13 protein-coding genes and 1 pseudogene are annotated in these 17,115 nt (G+C 37.7%); 4 read left to right on the top strand and 10 right to left on the bottom strand.

Annotation, left to right across the window (positions count from 1 at the left end; translation table 11 throughout):
- From C509_RS25595 to C509_RS0112705, 4 genes are all read right to left on the bottom strand, one after another.
- A partial coding sequence (locus C509_RS25595; protein WP_245542476.1) for a helix-turn-helix domain-containing protein occupies positions 1-137 on the bottom strand: 137 nt, incomplete at its 3' end.
- Positions 138-403: 266 nt separating this feature from the next.
- A complete protein-coding gene (locus tag C509_RS0112715) occupies positions 404-1,054 on the bottom strand; it encodes an ABC-2 transporter permease (protein ID WP_018707322.1) in 651 nt (216 codons plus the stop codon).
- A 2-nt stretch (positions 1,055-1,056) separates the two neighbouring features.
- Complete coding sequence (locus C509_RS0112710) at positions 1,057-1,911, bottom strand: ABC transporter ATP-binding protein (RefSeq protein WP_018707321.1); 855 nt, start codon at positions 1,909-1,911, stop codon at positions 1,057-1,059.
- Positions 1,908-2,291: a GntR family transcriptional regulator gene (locus tag C509_RS0112705; protein WP_018707320.1), complete on the bottom strand. Its 384-nt coding sequence runs from the start codon at positions 2,289-2,291 to the stop codon at positions 1,908-1,910. The genes C509_RS0112710 and C509_RS0112705 overlap by 4 nt, the downstream gene beginning before the upstream one ends.
- A gap of 918 nt (positions 2,292-3,209) precedes the next feature.
- Between C509_RS0112705 and C509_RS0112700 the strand changes: the two genes are divergently transcribed.
- Positions 3,210-5,105 carry an endonuclease MutS2 gene (locus C509_RS0112700; protein WP_018707319.1) on the top strand — a complete coding sequence of 632 codons (1,896 nt, stop codon included), beginning with the start codon at positions 3,210-3,212 and terminating at the stop codon, positions 5,103-5,105.
- A 271-nt stretch (positions 5,106-5,376) separates the two neighbouring features.
- Here the strand turns inward: C509_RS0112700 and C509_RS0112695 are convergent, their stop codons facing one another.
- Together C509_RS0112695 and map are read right to left on the bottom strand one after the other, a co-directional pair.
- Positions 5,377-5,772 carry a VOC family protein gene (locus C509_RS0112695; RefSeq protein ID WP_018707318.1) on the bottom strand — a complete coding sequence of 132 codons (396 nt, stop codon included), beginning with the start codon at positions 5,770-5,772 and terminating at the stop codon, positions 5,377-5,379.
- Between the two features lie 259 nt (positions 5,773-6,031).
- Positions 6,032-6,773 (bottom strand): annotated as a pseudogene (gene map / locus C509_RS27525) (type I methionyl aminopeptidase).
- Between the two features lie 485 nt (positions 6,774-7,258).
- On the opposite strand from map, the gene C509_RS0112685 reads away from it, so the two are divergent.
- The 3 genes from C509_RS0112685 to C509_RS0112675 all read left to right on the top strand — a co-directional run bounded on the left by C509_RS0112685 (position 7,259) and on the right by C509_RS0112675 (position 10,913).
- Positions 7,259-8,116: a class I SAM-dependent methyltransferase gene (locus C509_RS0112685; protein ID WP_018707315.1), complete on the top strand. Its 858-nt coding sequence runs from the start codon at positions 7,259-7,261 to the stop codon at positions 8,114-8,116.
- 884 nt (positions 8,117-9,000) lie between these two features.
- The gene (locus C509_RS0112680; protein WP_018707314.1) at positions 9,001-10,068 is read left to right on the top strand and encodes a serine hydrolase domain-containing protein; all 1,068 of its coding nucleotides are present in this window, start codon (positions 9,001-9,003) and stop codon (positions 10,066-10,068) included.
- A gap of 362 nt (positions 10,069-10,430) precedes the next feature.
- Positions 10,431-10,913, top strand: coding sequence for a hypothetical protein (locus tag C509_RS0112675; RefSeq protein ID WP_026319841.1), 483 nt, complete (start codon positions 10,431-10,433; stop codon positions 10,911-10,913).
- Positions 10,914-11,442: 529 nt separating this feature from the next.
- Here the strand turns inward: C509_RS0112675 and C509_RS0112670 are convergent.
- The 4 genes from C509_RS0112670 to C509_RS0112655 form a co-directional block, all read right to left on the bottom strand.
- A complete protein-coding gene (locus C509_RS0112670; RefSeq protein WP_018707312.1) occupies positions 11,443-11,895 on the bottom strand; it encodes a staygreen family protein in 453 nt (150 codons plus the stop codon).
- 71 nt (positions 11,896-11,966) lie between these two features.
- Positions 11,967-12,914 (bottom strand): ornithine carbamoyltransferase, encoded by a 948-nt coding sequence (argF, locus tag C509_RS0112665; protein WP_026319840.1) that lies wholly within the window; start codon positions 12,912-12,914, stop codon positions 11,967-11,969.
- Positions 12,862-16,038: a carbamoyl-phosphate synthase (glutamine-hydrolyzing) large subunit gene (locus tag C509_RS0112660; protein WP_018707310.1), complete on the bottom strand. Its 3,177-nt coding sequence runs from the start codon at positions 16,036-16,038 to the stop codon at positions 12,862-12,864. Before C509_RS0112660 ends, argF begins: the two co-directional genes overlap by 53 nt.
- Complete coding sequence (locus C509_RS0112655; protein WP_026319839.1) at positions 16,031-17,086, bottom strand: carbamoyl phosphate synthase small subunit; 1,056 nt, start codon at positions 17,084-17,086, stop codon at positions 16,031-16,033. Before C509_RS0112655 ends, C509_RS0112660 begins: the two co-directional genes overlap by 8 nt.
- Positions 17,087-17,115 lie beyond the last annotated feature (29 nt).

Below are 17,115 nucleotides of genomic sequence, written 5' to 3'. Positions count from 1 at the left end.
TGAAGAGAATCAACCCATTCCGCCATCTCCGAAGGAGATCTCTTTAAGTGCCTGTAAACAGTTGTTCGAGAAACCCCTAACTTTTCAGCTATCTTTGTCTGACTAAATCCTTGCTTTAATAATTGCTTTATCTCCATGTACATTTCCCACTTATCCACCTTCGCTAACCTCCACTGCAAGTATGAACTATGATCATTTTACAGTGATAGGTTGATATTTTTTGCTGGTATATTTGGGTAAATAAGCGTTTCATCTTATCAAGCAAAAACTGTACACTTTATTCTAGCAGTCACAGCATTGTCATACAGAAGAAAAAAGCCCCGAATCTTTGATTTTACAAGGTTTCTAATACACTACACTTTTCAGTAGTTAAAATTAGTCGCTAACATACTCAACTCAAGGGCTATAAGTTTTTCTTAGAAAAGATTCGGATTGATATAATCATTGAAATGAATCCAATCAGTAAAGATACAATGAAAGGCACCCATAACTTTACTGCATTAGGCAGTTGAAGGGGTAGGCTGAGACTAAAGTTTTTGGAATGATACCATTCAATGACAGAGGGCATCATAAACGGAGTTAGAAAAATGATAATGAAAAAGATATACTTTGTTTTTTCATAGCCAAATTTCGTTTGAACAGGAATTAATATACCGAAAAATATCGAGATGACAAGAAGGGCTATGCCTACACTAAAGGCATCCAACCCTGTTAATCCTGAAGATGCACCAATAGCGGCTGCAAGATTATACAAAAGAAAACTTACAATAAAAATCACAAGGAGGAGCAGATATTTTGCTTTAATGACACCCTCTCGCTTATGTGGTGTTGTGCAAAGGAGCGCCAGCCCTTTATATTTATCTTCTTGCAAAGAAATGGTATTGAACAGTATATATTCGATAAATAAAAGGGTAATAAGGAAGCTCACAAAGCTGCCGTTACTAAACCCTAATTTTGTATAGATAAAGATAGGTCCGGCGACTGCAAAAACAAGCATAAACAATATATATTTTTTTGCCAAGATCAGATCTTTCTTAACTAGATGAAACAACATGTTTATTCCTCCCTTACGTAGGCCAGCATTACCTGCTCTATAGATGGTCTTTCGAAAACTATATCTTTCATCTGTTCTTGTACTATCAGTCTTTTATCGGTGATTCCTTCAAAACCAAAAGCTGTTTCATTTAATCTTAAAAATAGCGGTCTAGTGTGTTCGTTTATTAAACGACTATCTCCTTTAACTAAAAAGTGTCTGTCTAACAGTTCATCTTTACCTTCGTTAAAAATAATTCTTCCTTTATCAATCAATATCAGTCTGTCTGCTACTTTCTCCAGGTCGGAAGTGATATGAGTAGAGAAGAAGACACTTTTTCCTTCTTCCTCCATAAAGTTTAATAGTATTTCCATTAATTCATTACGAATTAATGGATCTAGCCCACTTGTTGGTTCATCCATAATCAATAAATCAGCATGGTGTGAAAGAGCTAAAGTTATAGCAAATTTCATCCTCATACCTTTGGATAATGTTGCAATCTTCTGGTTTATATTCAAATCAAAACGTTTGATATATTTTAGAAATATAGATTCATCCCAGTCTGTATAAGCAGGGGCAATCACGCTTTTCATTTCCTTCAAAGTCATTTCCTCATAAAAATATCCTTCATCCAGTACAATCCCGACTCGATTTTTTATAAAAGATTCATTTTTCTCCATGTCTTTACCGAAAAAAGAAATTTTTCCATCATCTTTTGGGTATAGTCCAAGGATGGTCTTAATAGCAGTGGTTTTTCCAGATCCATTTGTCCCGATGAAGCCTGTTATACATCCTTCTTCCAGTGAAAAATCTAATTTGTCCAAACGGAAATTTTCCAATTCTTTCTTCAAGTTATTTACTTCCAAAATTTTTTTCATTGTTCATCTTCCTCTGAAAAAATAATATCCATCATTAAGTAAATCTCTTCTTTACTTATTCCCAGTGTTTTAGCCATACTCCAAACACTTGATAACTTTTCTTCAATCACTCTTTTTTTGGATTCCGATAACAGCTCAAAGTTTTCGGATGCTACAAAACTGCCTTTTCCGACTGTGGTAACGATAAAACCTTCTTTTTCCAACTCGTCATACACTCTTTTAGTTGTAAGAACACTAACGTGTAAATCATTAGCCAATGAACGGATGGAAGGGAGCTTTTCACCTTCTTTTAATTCTTGACGGAGAATACCCGCCTTAATTTGATCCTTGATTTGTTGATATAACGGTTGATCAGTACCATTTTTAATTATAATCTTCATAAGCACCCCATCTTCATACTGTATACGTCTCCCATATACAGTATCTACACAATAAACAGTAATTACACTTAAATTTTAATTCAAGATATACTTAATATCAAGAAAATAATGTTTCATCATTGAACAAGTTCATTTAAGGGCAACCGAAAATATTTTTTAGGTATCAAAATCCTGGATGAGATGAATAAAAAAGAAGTGTGAAAGGAGGATTTGAAGATTTAAGTGATTTGCAAATAAACGACTGCCTGTAACTATTCACTTGATGGGGAGGATTCGATGAAGGCGATTAATTGGTTGCAAACAAGGAGGTTCACTAAAGTTAGTACAATGGAAAGGCTTATTCTTATTCCACAATATGGCTCAATCATAAATTTATTTGCTCAATATTGTTTATATTATCGAAGAAAACCTGATTAAATGGACAATAATTCATCCCAACTTGGAAAGGAAAATTCTCAGTAAAAAGCTAAATGGTTGTATTTTTGAGAAGCAAGATGTTTACATTCTTTACATCTACCGAGTTACAAAGTATAATAAATCCTGTAAAGTCGATTTCAATGAGCATATTAATTATAATGAGAGGTGCTTTTTGTGAGTGCGGTAGCTTCTAAATAGGAAAACATGATTGGAAATAAGGAAAGTTTCAACAACAGGGGATTTTAGTCATTTCGACCCCTTATTTTGCTATGGACTTATTTCCACCTATGAAGATACCTACCATACTTTACAAACAAGCGCATTATTTCATGATTAGAACTATCGTTATGGATGGTTTTATTTATGTAATTCACTTTTGCCTTGTAAGTGTAAGCTGCGGTATCTGCCGCAGCTTTTTTATATATAAATAACTCATTGAAATCCTGCTTGCAGGTATCTTCATTGCTGATAAATTATTCACAATGAGGAGAATGATAAAAAATGAATGAAAATACATTTGAAAAATTACAATACAATGAACTAAAAGAGATAGTAAAGTCGTATTGCGTTAGCGAACTCGGTAAAAAATTAATCGATAAATTAACACCCAGTACTAATCTAAAAGTAGTAAAACATCGTTTAACGGAAACTACTGAAGCACGTGCCGTTCTGGATGCAGGAGGAAACGTTCCTTTCATCGGAGTTTCCAACATTGAACATATTATCGAGAAGTTAGAGAAAGGAATTATTTTAGACCCATCGGAGCTTTTACGTATCTCCGATTTCTTAAGGGGCAGCCGGAAAATTAAAATATTCATGTCCAACAAAGAATGGTTTGCACCATTGTTAGCTTCTTATGCTAATACCATGACAGAATTCGTGGGAGTAGAAGAGGAAATTACTTTTTCAATTAAAAACAATCAGGTTGACTCGGCAGCCAGTAAAGAACTCAAACGTGTCCGTTCTCAGATTCAATCCACCGAACAAAAGATCAAAGACCGATTAAATAAATTTTTAAACAGCAGTGCGAATAAAAAATATATCCAAGAATTCATTATTAGTATGAAAGATGACCGATATACAATACCTATCAAAGCATCATACAAAAATCATATACATGGAACAGTGATTGAAATATCTGCTAAAGGTTCGACAGTCTTTATGGAACCTAGCGCGGTAGGAAAATTAAGTGATGAGTTAACAGCCTTAAAATCCGAAGAAGCCATGTTGGAATATCAAATTCTAGCCACTTTAACTGGGTTAGTGGCAGAAAATCTCCAGCCTATAAAAGTGAATATTGATCTTATATCCCAGTACGATATGATTTTTGCCAAAGCTAAATATAGCAAACATCTGGACGGAATTGAGCCAAACATTAATGAATATGGAAATATTAAATTGGTTCATTGCAAACACCCATTATTATCAGGTGATGTAGTTCCGCTTCAATTTCAGATTGGAAATAGTTATCGTAGTTTGATCATAACCGGTCCCAATGCTGGAGGAAAAACAATTGTGCTAAAAACAATTGGTCTTGTCACTTTGGCAACGATGTCCGGGTTTCATATCACAGCATCGAAAGAAACTGAAATTGCAATATTTGACCGTATTTTTGTAGATATTGGTGACAATCAAAGTTTAGAAAATGCCCTTAGTACGTTCTCTTCTCACATGAAGAACTTGTCTGAAATCCTTCGTTCTGTAAACAACAATACACTGTTACTTTTCGACGAGATTGGCAGTGGGACCGAGCCAAATGAGGGAGCCGCTTTAGCAATCTCCCTCTTGGAAGAATTTTATCTTAAAGGGTGTATAACCGTTGCAACAACGCATTATGGAGAAATAAAACGTTTTTCCGAATTGCATAGTGACTTTATGAACGCAGCCATGCAATTTAATCAAGAAACACTTGAACCATTGTATAAGCTTCTCATCGGACAATCAGGAAACAGTAATGCTTTATGGATTTCCAGAAAGATGGATGTACCGGGAAATGTTCTTAAAAGAGCGGAAGATTACATGAAAAATAAAGAATACCGCTTAGAACGATTGAATGAAAACAAAATCCGAAAACCAAAACAAGTTGCAGAAAAAGCAAAAACACACGATTATTATAAAGGTGACCGTGTAAAGCTGCTGGAACACAACGACATTGGGATCGTGTACAAGGGAAAAGATGAGTATCATAACGTTACCGTGTTCTATCAAAATCAATTTATTGAGGTCAATGAAAAACGATTGGATTTAGAGTTAAAAGCTTCAGAGTTGTATCCAAAAGACTATGACTTAGACACTTTATTCATTGATTATAAAACCAGAAAACAGAACCATGATCTTCAACGAGGCTCAAAAAAAGCGCTTCGTAAAATTAATAAGGAAATACGGAGAAACAAGTGAATAGTTAGAATAAACTCCCACGTTCGTTCAAAAAGTGGGAGTTTTTTAGGTACTATCAATGTGTTGAATGAGTAAATGATGGAGGATGAAATTTGGGTATGCTCCTGTATGTACGGAGGATCAAAAGGATAGTTAATTAAACGCTTTAAATCATAATGGGGAGTATCAGCGTAAACGTCACCCCACAATAATCACTTGAGAAGGTTTCCTTAATACAAAGTCCAATCATAAAGTAATTCATTACTTAATATGGCGCCCGATTAATGAATAATTAAGGTGCTGTAAGTTCAACTTTTATTCTGTCTGGATCCTCAAAGTAAACTGCATAATGATCATTCCCACCTGCAAAAGGATGTTGGTCTTTATAAAGAATAGCAATTCCTTTTTCTTCTAATTTCTTAGTAATATCATCTACATGTTGTCGTGATTCTGCGTAAAATGCTAAATGATTAAGACCTACTCGGCATCTATGATATGGAACATCCAAAAACCGTTCTTCCGTTTGCACAAATACTATGTATGTATCTCCCAATTTCCAGCTTTGTCCATTTTCCCATTCCTGAAAAGAACTATAGTTCAGTTCTTTGAGAAACCAGCCCCAAAAATCGATTGACTTACTCAAGTTCGATACATATATTTCAATATGATGAAGTAACCCCTTTGTCAAGTATTTCCCTCCATTACATAAATCAATGTTATTTTTTATCAAGTTCTATGCCATGTAATTTAAAAGCCCTATTGCAGCTATTATAGTATGAAGGAAAAGCTTTGTGTGTGTAAGCCTTTCTTTTGAAAATATTTTAGTCATAACTCACCCGTATTAAATCCTTCATTCCCTTCAATGGCCCGATTAAAGAAAAGGCAGACTGACTTATTCAATAAGTACGCCCAATTGTGGAAGAAAACTAACCAGCAGATAATAATATCTAAGCTACAGTTGTAATGATAGGTTGATCTCTTGTAATAATTATTGTGTGTTCATGTTGAGCACAAAAGCTATTATCAGGGACACATAAAGTCCAACCATCAGGACTTTCAACTGCATACTCTGCTCCAGTTGTCAAAAAGGGCTCAATAGTAATGACCATACCTTCTTTAAGTACACGTTTATCATCTTTGTTATAGAAAGGCAAAATATCGTTAGGTGTCTCATGTAGAGATCTCCCAATACCATGACTACACAGATTCATTATTACTTTGTACCCGCTTTTTCGGGCTTCACTTTGAATAATTCTCCCAATTTCATTCAATTTCACACCATGTCTAAGCGAAGAAATAACCTTCATCATTGTATTGTGTGTATGCTGGTAAAGTCGCGTTAAAGAAGGGGTATACAAAGGCACCTGGAAGGAATGTCCTGCATCGGCAAAATAACCCCCCAGCTCAAACATCAATATTTATTAAGTCACCTGCTTTGATCTTCCGATCCCCCGGTATTCCATGAGCAATCTCATGATTAACACTAATGCATGTATTACCAGGAAAGTTATAAGTCGCCTTCGGTGCAGACACCGCTCCATAATTTTTTAGAAATCGCCCCCCAATGTCATCTAATTCTTTAGTCGTCATTCCGACACGCGTCTGACGTTTCATCTCACTAATTGTCAACGCAACAATTTTGCCAATTTCCTTTAGCCCATCAATATCGTTCTTACCTCCAACTGTCATATACGGAACACTCCAATCTTTTTGATATGTATATTTTACCACATAAAAAAAGTGGCCTTATTCTATTATCCGACCCGTTTGCACACTGGAGTATCTGGACTTTTTTATAAGGTAGGAGTTATGCAGTCGACGTAACAAAAACGACCATTTCTATCTAATCGAAACGAGGTATTATCCGTGAGCTAACCAAGTCCAGATTAGAAATTCCTAGATCAAGAAGAGAAGGGGGGAAGAACACAAAAAAATAGATAAAGTTGAAACGGTATATAAGCTGTATGACAGTATAGTATACGGCATCGAACGATTGAAGGGAGTAACGGGTCTCAGTAAGACCACTAGTCCATAGTAATATGAATTTTTTAGAACCCATTAATTGCCAATAGAGGCTGACTTCGGTAATCTAGACCATGATGGAATTATTTATAGATAGTTATCCAAGATAAATAAAAGAATCAAGTGTTTCACTCGGAAGGAGAGAGAATATCATGCATAATAAGCAAAATTCGGAACCAGATCACACAGCAGTACGAGTCGCGCTCTGGCGAGCTTTGCATGTTCAGATCGATTCACCACCGTACATATTTGAAGATGAAGTCGGTTTGCAACTGGCCGATCCGGAAAACGGATGGCGACAACGCTCCGACATGGATCCGGAAGGCACCAGTGGCTTCCGAGCATCCATCGTGGCCCGTGCTCGCTTCATTGAGGACCTGATCACTGAACAGCTTGCAAAAGGCGTCACCCAGTACGTCATCCTCGGTGCCGGTCTCGACACCTTTGCTCAGCGCCGACCGGAAGTAGCCTCCCGAATGAGGATATTCGAAGTCGATCAGCCTGGCACACAGGCCTGGAAGAGACAACGTCTGAACGAACTCGGCTTCGGTATCCCCGAGTGGCTACGACTTGTTCCGGTTGATTTCGAGAGAGGCTCGTCCTGGTTGGAACAGCTTAAGACGGCTGGCTTCGACATGAGCCGTCCAGCAGTGGTAGCCTCTACCGGAGTTACCCAGTATCTCTCCAAAGACGCAATCGAGGCGACACTGCAGCAAGTTGCAGCTCTTGCACCCGGATCCACGCTGGCCATGACATTTTTGCTGCCGTTTGAACTTACCGAACCCGAGAAACGTACTAGTGTTGATGCAGCGGAGGAGGGAGCGCGGGCAAGCGGTACGCCTTTCATTAGCTTTTTCAGACCGCCTGAGATGCTGGCGATGGCACGCAAGTTAGATTTCCAAGAAGTCCGGCATGTATCCTCAACCGATCTTAGCCAGCGTTACTTTACCGGACGAACCGATGGTCTTTCGCTACCAAGAGGAGAGGAGTTCCTGATAGCGACTACCTAGAGGTTAAAGGGCATACTCCTTAAATGAGTGTGCTCCTCTTTCGAATAGGGCCGAAATCTGGAGAAACACCAAAAGAGGTTCACAAACAAAAAATGCAAAATGTATCCTAAGCAAATATCGAAATGAAATCAGCCGGTTCTTCCTAAGTTTAAGTTAAGGAAACTTCGGCTGTTTCACTTTATTTTAGGGATCTTGCCAAAATTTCTGAATCAGGAAGGGACATTGTGGAAAGGGCACTTTCACGAGTATCAGGGAAAGTTCAAACTACTCATGAACCCTAGAATCTTTATTTTAGTCACTTTGGATATAGTATAAAATTACGTAAACTAGAGTTTTTTACCTTATAAGATATGAGTGTATTCACGATAATAATTAAATATCCCTTGTCCTCGAAATATTGAACAACCGGTTTGTGATAGTGGCCGGTTGATTCTAGTATAATCGGAGGTCGTTCACCGGCCGCATCTCTAATCCTTTAATAAAGTCAAATAAACTAGCTAAAACTTTCAGATTATGTTGCACTCTAAAACTCTTTTTATAGGGATTCTTTTTATCCAGGTATGCTTGAACTTAGCTTTCACTTTTTGCTGCATCCAGACAAATGACTGGATGTATTCAAATTCCTCTTTCAAAAATAATTAAAGGTACCCTAACCCTTCCTGTAGTGTCATAGCTTCGCTTGTTATACGAGATCTTAATCCGCGATTATTCAATACAGATATGCTAGAATCGGGCCAGATTGTTGAGAAGATCTTTGCAATAATATTTAAAGATTAAATTACAGAATAATTATAATTATGTTAAAGTTAATACTGAGATTGTGTATTTTTGTACTTAAAATAACGAGGCAGGTTAATGTAGTATCAAATAATGGGGGGATGTCTGTGCAAACAAAACAAAGTGAAAAAGTAATCGGTTCAATTGAAAAATCATTTAAAAAACAAGTACAAAAAGACAAAAATTTAAAGAGCGCATTTTTACTTGTTCATTCTGAAAAGAATGGTATCCATTTAAATATCGCAGAAGGGGCAATGAATCCAAAACAGCCAGCATATATGGCGAGCGTAGGAAAAATATTCACGTCAGTTTTGATTAGTATTTTATATGAAAACGGTCAATTATCTTACGAAGACGGTATTACCAAATATTTAGATCAAGAATTAGTCAAACACCTTCATGTGTATAAAGATAAAGATTATACGAATGACATTAAAATTAAACATCTACTAAATCAAACGTCCGGTTTGTATGATAATTTCCGTCCATTATTAGAAAAACTTCTGGATGATCCAAACTTTACCATAAGCCCACAAGAGGCAATTATTTGGGCAAAAAACCATCAAAAACCTCATTTTCCTCCAGGTAACGGCTTTAAATATACCGATACAAATTATCATCTATTAGGATTAATCGTAGAAAAAATAACGGGAGTACCTTTTCATGTAGCTATGGAACAATTTATTTATCAGCCCCTCGGTATGATGAATTCATCTGTGCTACACTATTCCAATCCATTAGACAAAGATACCCAACATTTAGCAGACTTTTATATTAATAAAAAGAACATAACTAATCACAAAGGATATGCAGGTCTCGACTATGCAGGCGGTGGAGTAGTATCTACTGGAGAAGATATGTTGAAATTTATGAAGGCGTTAGCATCCTATCAATTAGTAAAAAAGGAAACGCTTGAGAAAATGATGAACGATAAAGCGAAGTATGGTGTAGGAATTGAGTATGGTTATGGCATTATGCAGTTTAAAACAGTTCCACTACTAATGCCAAAAATATTTAATGTCTGGGGACATGCAGGTGCCACAGGAGCCTATTTATTTTATCACCCTAAGATGGATACCCATTTAATTGGAACTTTTAATGACTTTTCTTATGAAAGAAAAGGTGTCAGATTTATGTTAATAAAAGTAATAAACCAATTGACAAAAACCAAATGAAAGAAAATTCGATTTCTTATTCACCTAAAGGGCGCTTATCTTTGCGTCCTTTAGGTATTATAGGGCCGTATAATTGTTCATGTATAATAAAGTTGTTTAACATAAAGTCATTTAAAAAATATTTATGATATTTAAGAAGATGGTGTGGAATGGGTTTTTTATACTATCTTTACTTGTTTCTCTGTATAGTAAGAGAAAGAAGATTTCGATATTCGTATATGAAGAAAAAAGGAGGGGTGTTTCGTGATGTTTTCTAATGAACATTTACAAGACTTAATTGCTTAATTGAAGGAAAAATTGTTGGGAACAAGTTCCCTTATGATACAAATAATGAGCAAGAAATTGAAGCGCATATCCGACGATTGTTTTATCGAATAAACCGTATTCGTAATTTAGTATGTGAAGTAGAGTGGGATCATTTTGGCAGTGGCTACGCCTCCTTTGTTGAATTTTTTTGTTATCAAAAAGATGATGCGGTGACCGTTGAAGAGAAATATGGTCGTCGAGAGATAAAGACAGAGGGAATTATTATAGATATTTGTCGTTTAGCACCTGTAGCAATCATGGGGCAAGATGACAGATATAAAACAATTCGAATTGAAACGCACGAAATAGTTGGTGGGGCATACGGTTCTTTACTGGGGAGTACAAATCAATTAAATTTAAGCGAGAAATTCCGAACCAGCGAAGAAAAATTGAAACAAGCTTTAAAAGAGTTTGATTATGAACTGTTAGAAGCTGAAAAGATGAATCAACCTTTGTCTTTTAAAACGAAAATTCCAACGATCTATTGTGAACCTGGAGAGTATTTAGTCATCGATGCTATTTTTTATTGGGAGGATTAGTTTCTGATTTTATTAAGTCTAAAACGGGGTGAGTTGGAATAAGTTTGAGAAGGGGTTTAGAAAATTAAACAACTTTATTATCCTTAAAATGTCTTTCTTTGAAAGTTTAAACAAATTCTTAAATAACTTTAATAACCTCCCTGATCGATTATTAGAAAGGAGGTTATTGTCTTTCTTAGAACATAATTAAATGACTTTATTATCTACATAAGTGAAAGTGTGAAGTTGCAGGAATAAGATGGGATATATTTCTAAACATAAATTCAAATCATGCTCTTGAACCTTACGTAAGGTAATGTTTTATAGTTGAATTACATGTAGTTCATTACCTATTTTGTAGATAATACAGTTCCGAGAAATGAAATTATCAGTTTTGGAAGGTAGCAGTAGGCGGTTCATTTTTTCTAGTTTACATAATATAAATTATAGGAAGTTATAGCGTATTTGTCTTATAACACAAGTATACTCCTAATAGTGAGATAAAATAAAAACACAGGTTTCAACAACCTGTGCATCATTTATGCGTTAACTAAATTAAATGCTGCCTTGGAGTTCCATAATACTGGATGGTTTTATATTTATGAGTGTTCGAATCAATTTCTATATAAATGGGTGCGTCCAGCAACCAAGGAACGTGCGCATATAAATCTTTATCTGCTTTCACCATCAGAGATATGGCCTCAGTCAGATTTCCCTGGATTTTATGAGAATTGTTCCAAACGATTTCGCCGTTTCGCTTACTGCCGAAATCAATTCGTCCGGTCAAAATGTATTCGCCAAGCCGTGGCTGCCATTCTGCCGTTAGAATTTTTTCGGTTTCCTCATTCAGCAGCTCCATTTCATATTTAAAACCTATTGCCAAATGGTAATTTGAATCTTTAGTTGACATAACTAGTGTGTACTTTCTTCCATCTACTGGATGATAAGTTGTTGCAGGAGGCAAGATGGTTACTGAAAATTGGTCATACTCTATTTTTTCCATACGAACATCTCCCCCTTCCGGTTCCTTTGCCCTATTATATGACAAAGGCCTACAAGGGGTGATGCCGTTGATCAGTCAGCCATCAACGCGACCATTAATGCTTTTTGGACATGAAGACGATTTTCCGCTTCTTCAAATACAATCGATTGTGGACCATCAATGACTTCTGTACTGACTTCTTCACCACGATGTGCAGGCAGGCAGTGCAAGAAAACTGCTTTTGGATCTGCTTCTGACATTAACTCACTATTTACCTGAAAATCTGCAAAAGATTTTAATCTTTCTTCCTGTTCATCTTCCCATCCCATGCTGGTCCATACATCTGTATAGACGGCATCTGCCCCTTTTACCGCGGCTTTTGGATCGTTAGTTACTTCGATGACAGCATCTGTCTCCTTGGCAAATTCCTGCGCCTTTTTAACAATGGATTGTTTTGGCTCGTAGCCTTTTGGAGCAGCTATCGAGCAGCTTACCCCCAGTTTGGCACAACCGATCATCAAGGAGTGTGCCATATTGTTTCCATCACCTACATAAGCTAGCTTTTTACCTTCCAAGTTCCCTTTTACTTCATACAAAGTCATTAAATCAGCCAGTACCTGGCAAGGGTGATAGTCATCCGTCAAACCATTGATAACGGGTACACTTGAATTATGTGCAAGCTGCTCTACAGCTTCATGGCTGTAAGCTCTGATCATAATGCCGTCAACGAAACGGGATAGTACTTTAGCAGTGTCCTCCACTGTCTCCCCACGTCCCATTTGGAGGTCGTCTTTACCTAAAAACAATGCATGCCCACCCAATTGAAACATTCCCACTTCAAACGAAACACGGGTTCTTGTTGATAATTTTTCAAAAATCATTGCCAAAGTCTTGCCTTTTAGATAATGGTGGGTGATCCCCTTTTTTTGCATGTCTTTAAGCTTGATTGCATCCAGGATGATTTGCATGATATCTTCTTTTGCAATGTCAGCCAATGTAAGTAAATGTTTCCCCTTGAGTGAAACAGATGTTGCTGTCATGTTGCCAGCACGTCCTTTCTTTTATTTCAAGCCAGCTTTGAAGCGATTTTGGCTCGCTGATTTTTTGTTTTATGGCAGTCAAATAAGTTTTAAATGTTTCCATTTCAGTCATTACTTGCAGCTGAGATGCAGAAGCTAATTGCCTTTTTAGAATGGAGTCCGGTTTATTCCCGAGACTCAGCAAGACAGAACCCTGGCCATTTTTTACCCAGTCTACAAAAGGAACTCCCCTTTTTTCCGTCACCATTACGGCATCAGATTCGAGGATTAAATTCTCAATGGTTTTTTCATCCTGACTATCTGCATCTACAAATATTTCCTGGATGGTATTTTGCTGTTTTACCGCCAGTCTTTCATTCCAGAGCATCGCTTTTGCGAGCGCCTCTTCCACCGTTTTTCCCATTCCGATCAGTTCCCCGGTGGATTTCATTTCCGGTGTAAGCTTAGGGTCTACCCCATCAAGCTTTCCAGTGGAAAAAATGGGGTTCTTAACTGTATAAAAAGTTTGTTCTTCTTGTACCTCTACTGTTAAATCAGATCCGGTCAAAATTTTTACACACTCATCAATTAATTGAATACCTGTTATTTTACTTACAATCGGCACAGTACGCGAAGCCCTAGGATTAACTTCCAACATATAAACTGTGTTGTTGTAAACAACGAATTGAACATTGAACAGCCCTTTGAACTGCAGCTTTTGAGCAACCCTTCTGGAATACTCATAAACTGTTTCTTTCATTCTTTCAGTAACGTGGATCGGCGGTGTAATTGTCATGCTGTCACCTGAATGGACCCCCGCTTTTTCAATATGCTCGAAATAAGCAGGGATAAGAATATCCTGACCGTCAGTCAGAACATCAACTTCAAGTTCCATCCCTTTGTAATAAGCATCAATCAAAACAGGATATTCAATATTATCGATGCAGTTATCCATTTCATCTTGGCTTTCAATGATCAGCATTCCCTGGCCACCGATCACATAGGAGGGCCTTAATAAAACAGGAAAACCGATTTCAGCCGTTTTTGATTTCAAATCATCCTCATCATAAGCAGTAACACCTGGAATATGAGGAATCTCAAGTTCTTTTAACATAGAGTAGAATTTTTCGCGGTCTTCGACTTCATCAATTTGGTCTTGAGTAATGGATAGAAGAGGAATGCCGTTTTTTTCCAGGTCATTTGCCAGGTTAATGGCTGTTTGCCCTCCAAGTTGAACAATGACTCCATCCGGTTTTTCATATTCTAGTATGTTCAGTACATCCTCAATATGGAGAGGTTCAAAATATAGCCGGTCTGCGATTTGGAAATCGGTGCTGACTGTACCTGGATTATTATTGATTAAAATAGTTTCGAAACCAGATTTTTTCAAAGCTAAAGCTGCACGCACTGTACAATAATCAAATTCTATTCCTTGGCCGATCCGGACAGGGCCTGACCCGATAATCGCAATTTTTTTCTTGTTTTTGTCAGGCACAATCTGATCGCCTTCCCCCTTCCAAGTTGAATAGAAGTATGGGGCAGATGCCATGAATTCGCCGGCACATGAGTCAACCATCTGGAATACAGGTACGATATCATGGTCTTTCCGTTTTTTTCTGATCTGGCTTATCGGTGTATCCCATATAGAAGACAGCCACGCATCGGAAAAACCATTTTCTTTTAGCTGCCGTAAAAATTCAGGGCTTGCTTTGTCGATGTTTTCTTTTTTGGCTTTGTTTTCGATTTGGATAAGTTTTGATAAAACATCAAGGAAAAATGGATTTATTTCCGTTTTTTCATGTATTTTTTCGCTTACTTCACCTCTTCTGAAAAGTTCCAGTATGGCGAAAAAGCGGGTATCATCAGCATGAATGACAGACTTCCAAAGCTCCTCATCACTTTTATCGGAAATCCCTTTTAATTCCAGTCCATTCGTTTTCAATTCAAGGGACCTTACAGCTTTTTGCAGTGCCGATGGAAGAAGTCGATCAATCGCCATGATTTCTCCTGTGGCTTTCATTGTCGTTCCAAGTTCCCTTTTGGCTTCAGGAAATTTATCAAAAGCCCATCGAGGCATCTTTACGACCGTATAGTCGACAACCGGTTCCGAACTTGCAAAAGTAGTGCCTGTTACAGGATTTATAATTTCGTGAAGATGATAGCCAAGTCCCAGTTTTGCTGCAATCCTTGCAATTGGATAGCCCGTCGCTTTGGACGCTAAGGCTGAAGACCTGCTCAATCTTGGATTGACCTCTATTAAATAGTACTGATTCGTTTTTGGATCTTGTGCAAACTGAATGTTGCAACCACCGACGATTTTTAAAGCACGAATGATCTTTACAGCCGATTGATACAAAGCATTGAATTGGTCATCGGTCAGGGTCTGCTGCGGAGCAAATACAATAGAATCGCCTGTATGGACTCCAACAGGATCGAAATTCTCCATACTGCAGATAGCAATGCAAGTATCATTGGCATCCCGGATCATTTCAAATTCAATCTCTTTAAAGCCGGCTATGCTCTTTTCAATCAGACATTGGGTAATCGGGCTGGATTCAAGCCCCTTTTTAACTACATCCAGCAATTCTTCTTCGTTGTTGACAATGCCTCCTCCTCCGCCTCCCAATGTATAGGCTGGGCGGATGATGATGGGGTAACCCTGCGTATTTGCAAACGATAATGCTTCCTCAACGGAGTGGATAATTTCACTATTTGGGACGGGTTCATCCAACTCATGCATAAGAGCACGAAAGGCTTCTCTGTCTTCCCCTTGTATGATTGATTCCGGCGTTGTTCCAAGGACCCGGATATTAAATTTATCCAAATAACCCTGTTTATATAAATCGACGGTCAAATTTAGGCCCGTCTGTCCGCCGAGTGTCCCAAGAATGCTATCCGGTTTTTCTTTTTTGATAATCTCGACAAGGCTTTTCACTGTCAGCGGTTCAAAGTATACGGTTTGGGCGAATTGTTCATCAGTCATAATGGTTGCAGGGTTGTTATTGACAAGGACCACCTCGCAACCTTCTTCTTGAAGAGCCAGGCAAGCCTGTGTACCTGCATAATCAAATTCAGCCGCCTGACCGATGACAATAGGCCCGGAACCGATCACTAGAACCTTCTTGATGTCTTTTCCCTTAGGCATAAACGCTTGCTCCTTTGCTATCATATACTGTTGTAAAGAAGTCTTTAAAAATCAGTTCATTTATATGATTATTCGCCTGTTCAGGGTGGAATTGATAAGTTGCCACAGGATAATGTTCATGTATGAGCCCTTCTACAGTTCCATCATGTACATTTTTAAAAGAAATACGAAAGCCGATTTCGTTCAGATCTTTCCCATCAACTGTATAGCCATGATTTTGGCTGGACAAAAAGACTTTGTTCGAAGAAGTATGAATGACGGCTTCTTTAAAATTCCGATGGCCTGTAGGCAATTTCTCCACATTTGCCCCGAATGCGAGAGCAAGTATCTGATGTCCGAGTCCAAACCCAATAGTCGGATATTTCATTGCCAGCATCTTATATACCGGAAAGAATTTTTGCCATTGTGATGGATTTCCCGGTCCTCCGGAAAAGATAAGTCCATCAGGTTTCAAAGAATTCATCAAATTTAAATCGATGATGCTTGAAACAACTGTCACCTTATTTCCAGAATCGGAGAGTGTCTGAATTAGTGATTTTTTATATCCAAAATTGATCACAACGATGTGTTTTTTTCCATTTGTGTTTATAAATTCTGTTCCGAAATCATGATGTACTTCTTCCATTTGACCAGATAAACGGTTTACCGTATGCTTCGATGAAAGGAGAGCAGGCATTTCGCCCTCTTTTTTTATCCTTTTTATTAAGGCCCTTGTATCCATCTCTGTCAGGATAGGTATATTTTGGTCATAAAATAAATCCAAAATTTTTAGGCCCTTTTCATTTATAGTCATGGAGGCATCCTGCTGGGTGATGAGCCCCCCAATTTGAATTTCGTCGCTTTCAAACTTTGCATGATCCAAGTCGCTATTTAAAATCCCAGGAAAAGTGGAGATGACAATTTTCCCATGATTAGCCGGATCTGTGATGAATTCCTGGAATCGTCCCATTCCAGTAAAATATATCACCTCACCGATATGATCTTTTGGTTTACCTTGCCACTGTCCGGTGAACTTTTCACCATTAGCGAGTATTAAGGATCCTTTCATATCTTCCTCTCCCCGCTTTCGTATTTTTA

It is taken from the genome of Siminovitchia fordii DSM 16014 = CIP 108821 (genome assembly GCF_000374565.1).
Taxonomy (GTDB): Bacteria; Bacillota; Bacilli; order Bacillales; family Bacillaceae_C; genus Siminovitchia; species Siminovitchia fordii.
The sequence above is the reverse complement of the archived record's forward strand: the minus strand, read 5'-3'. Positions and strand labels throughout refer to the sequence as shown.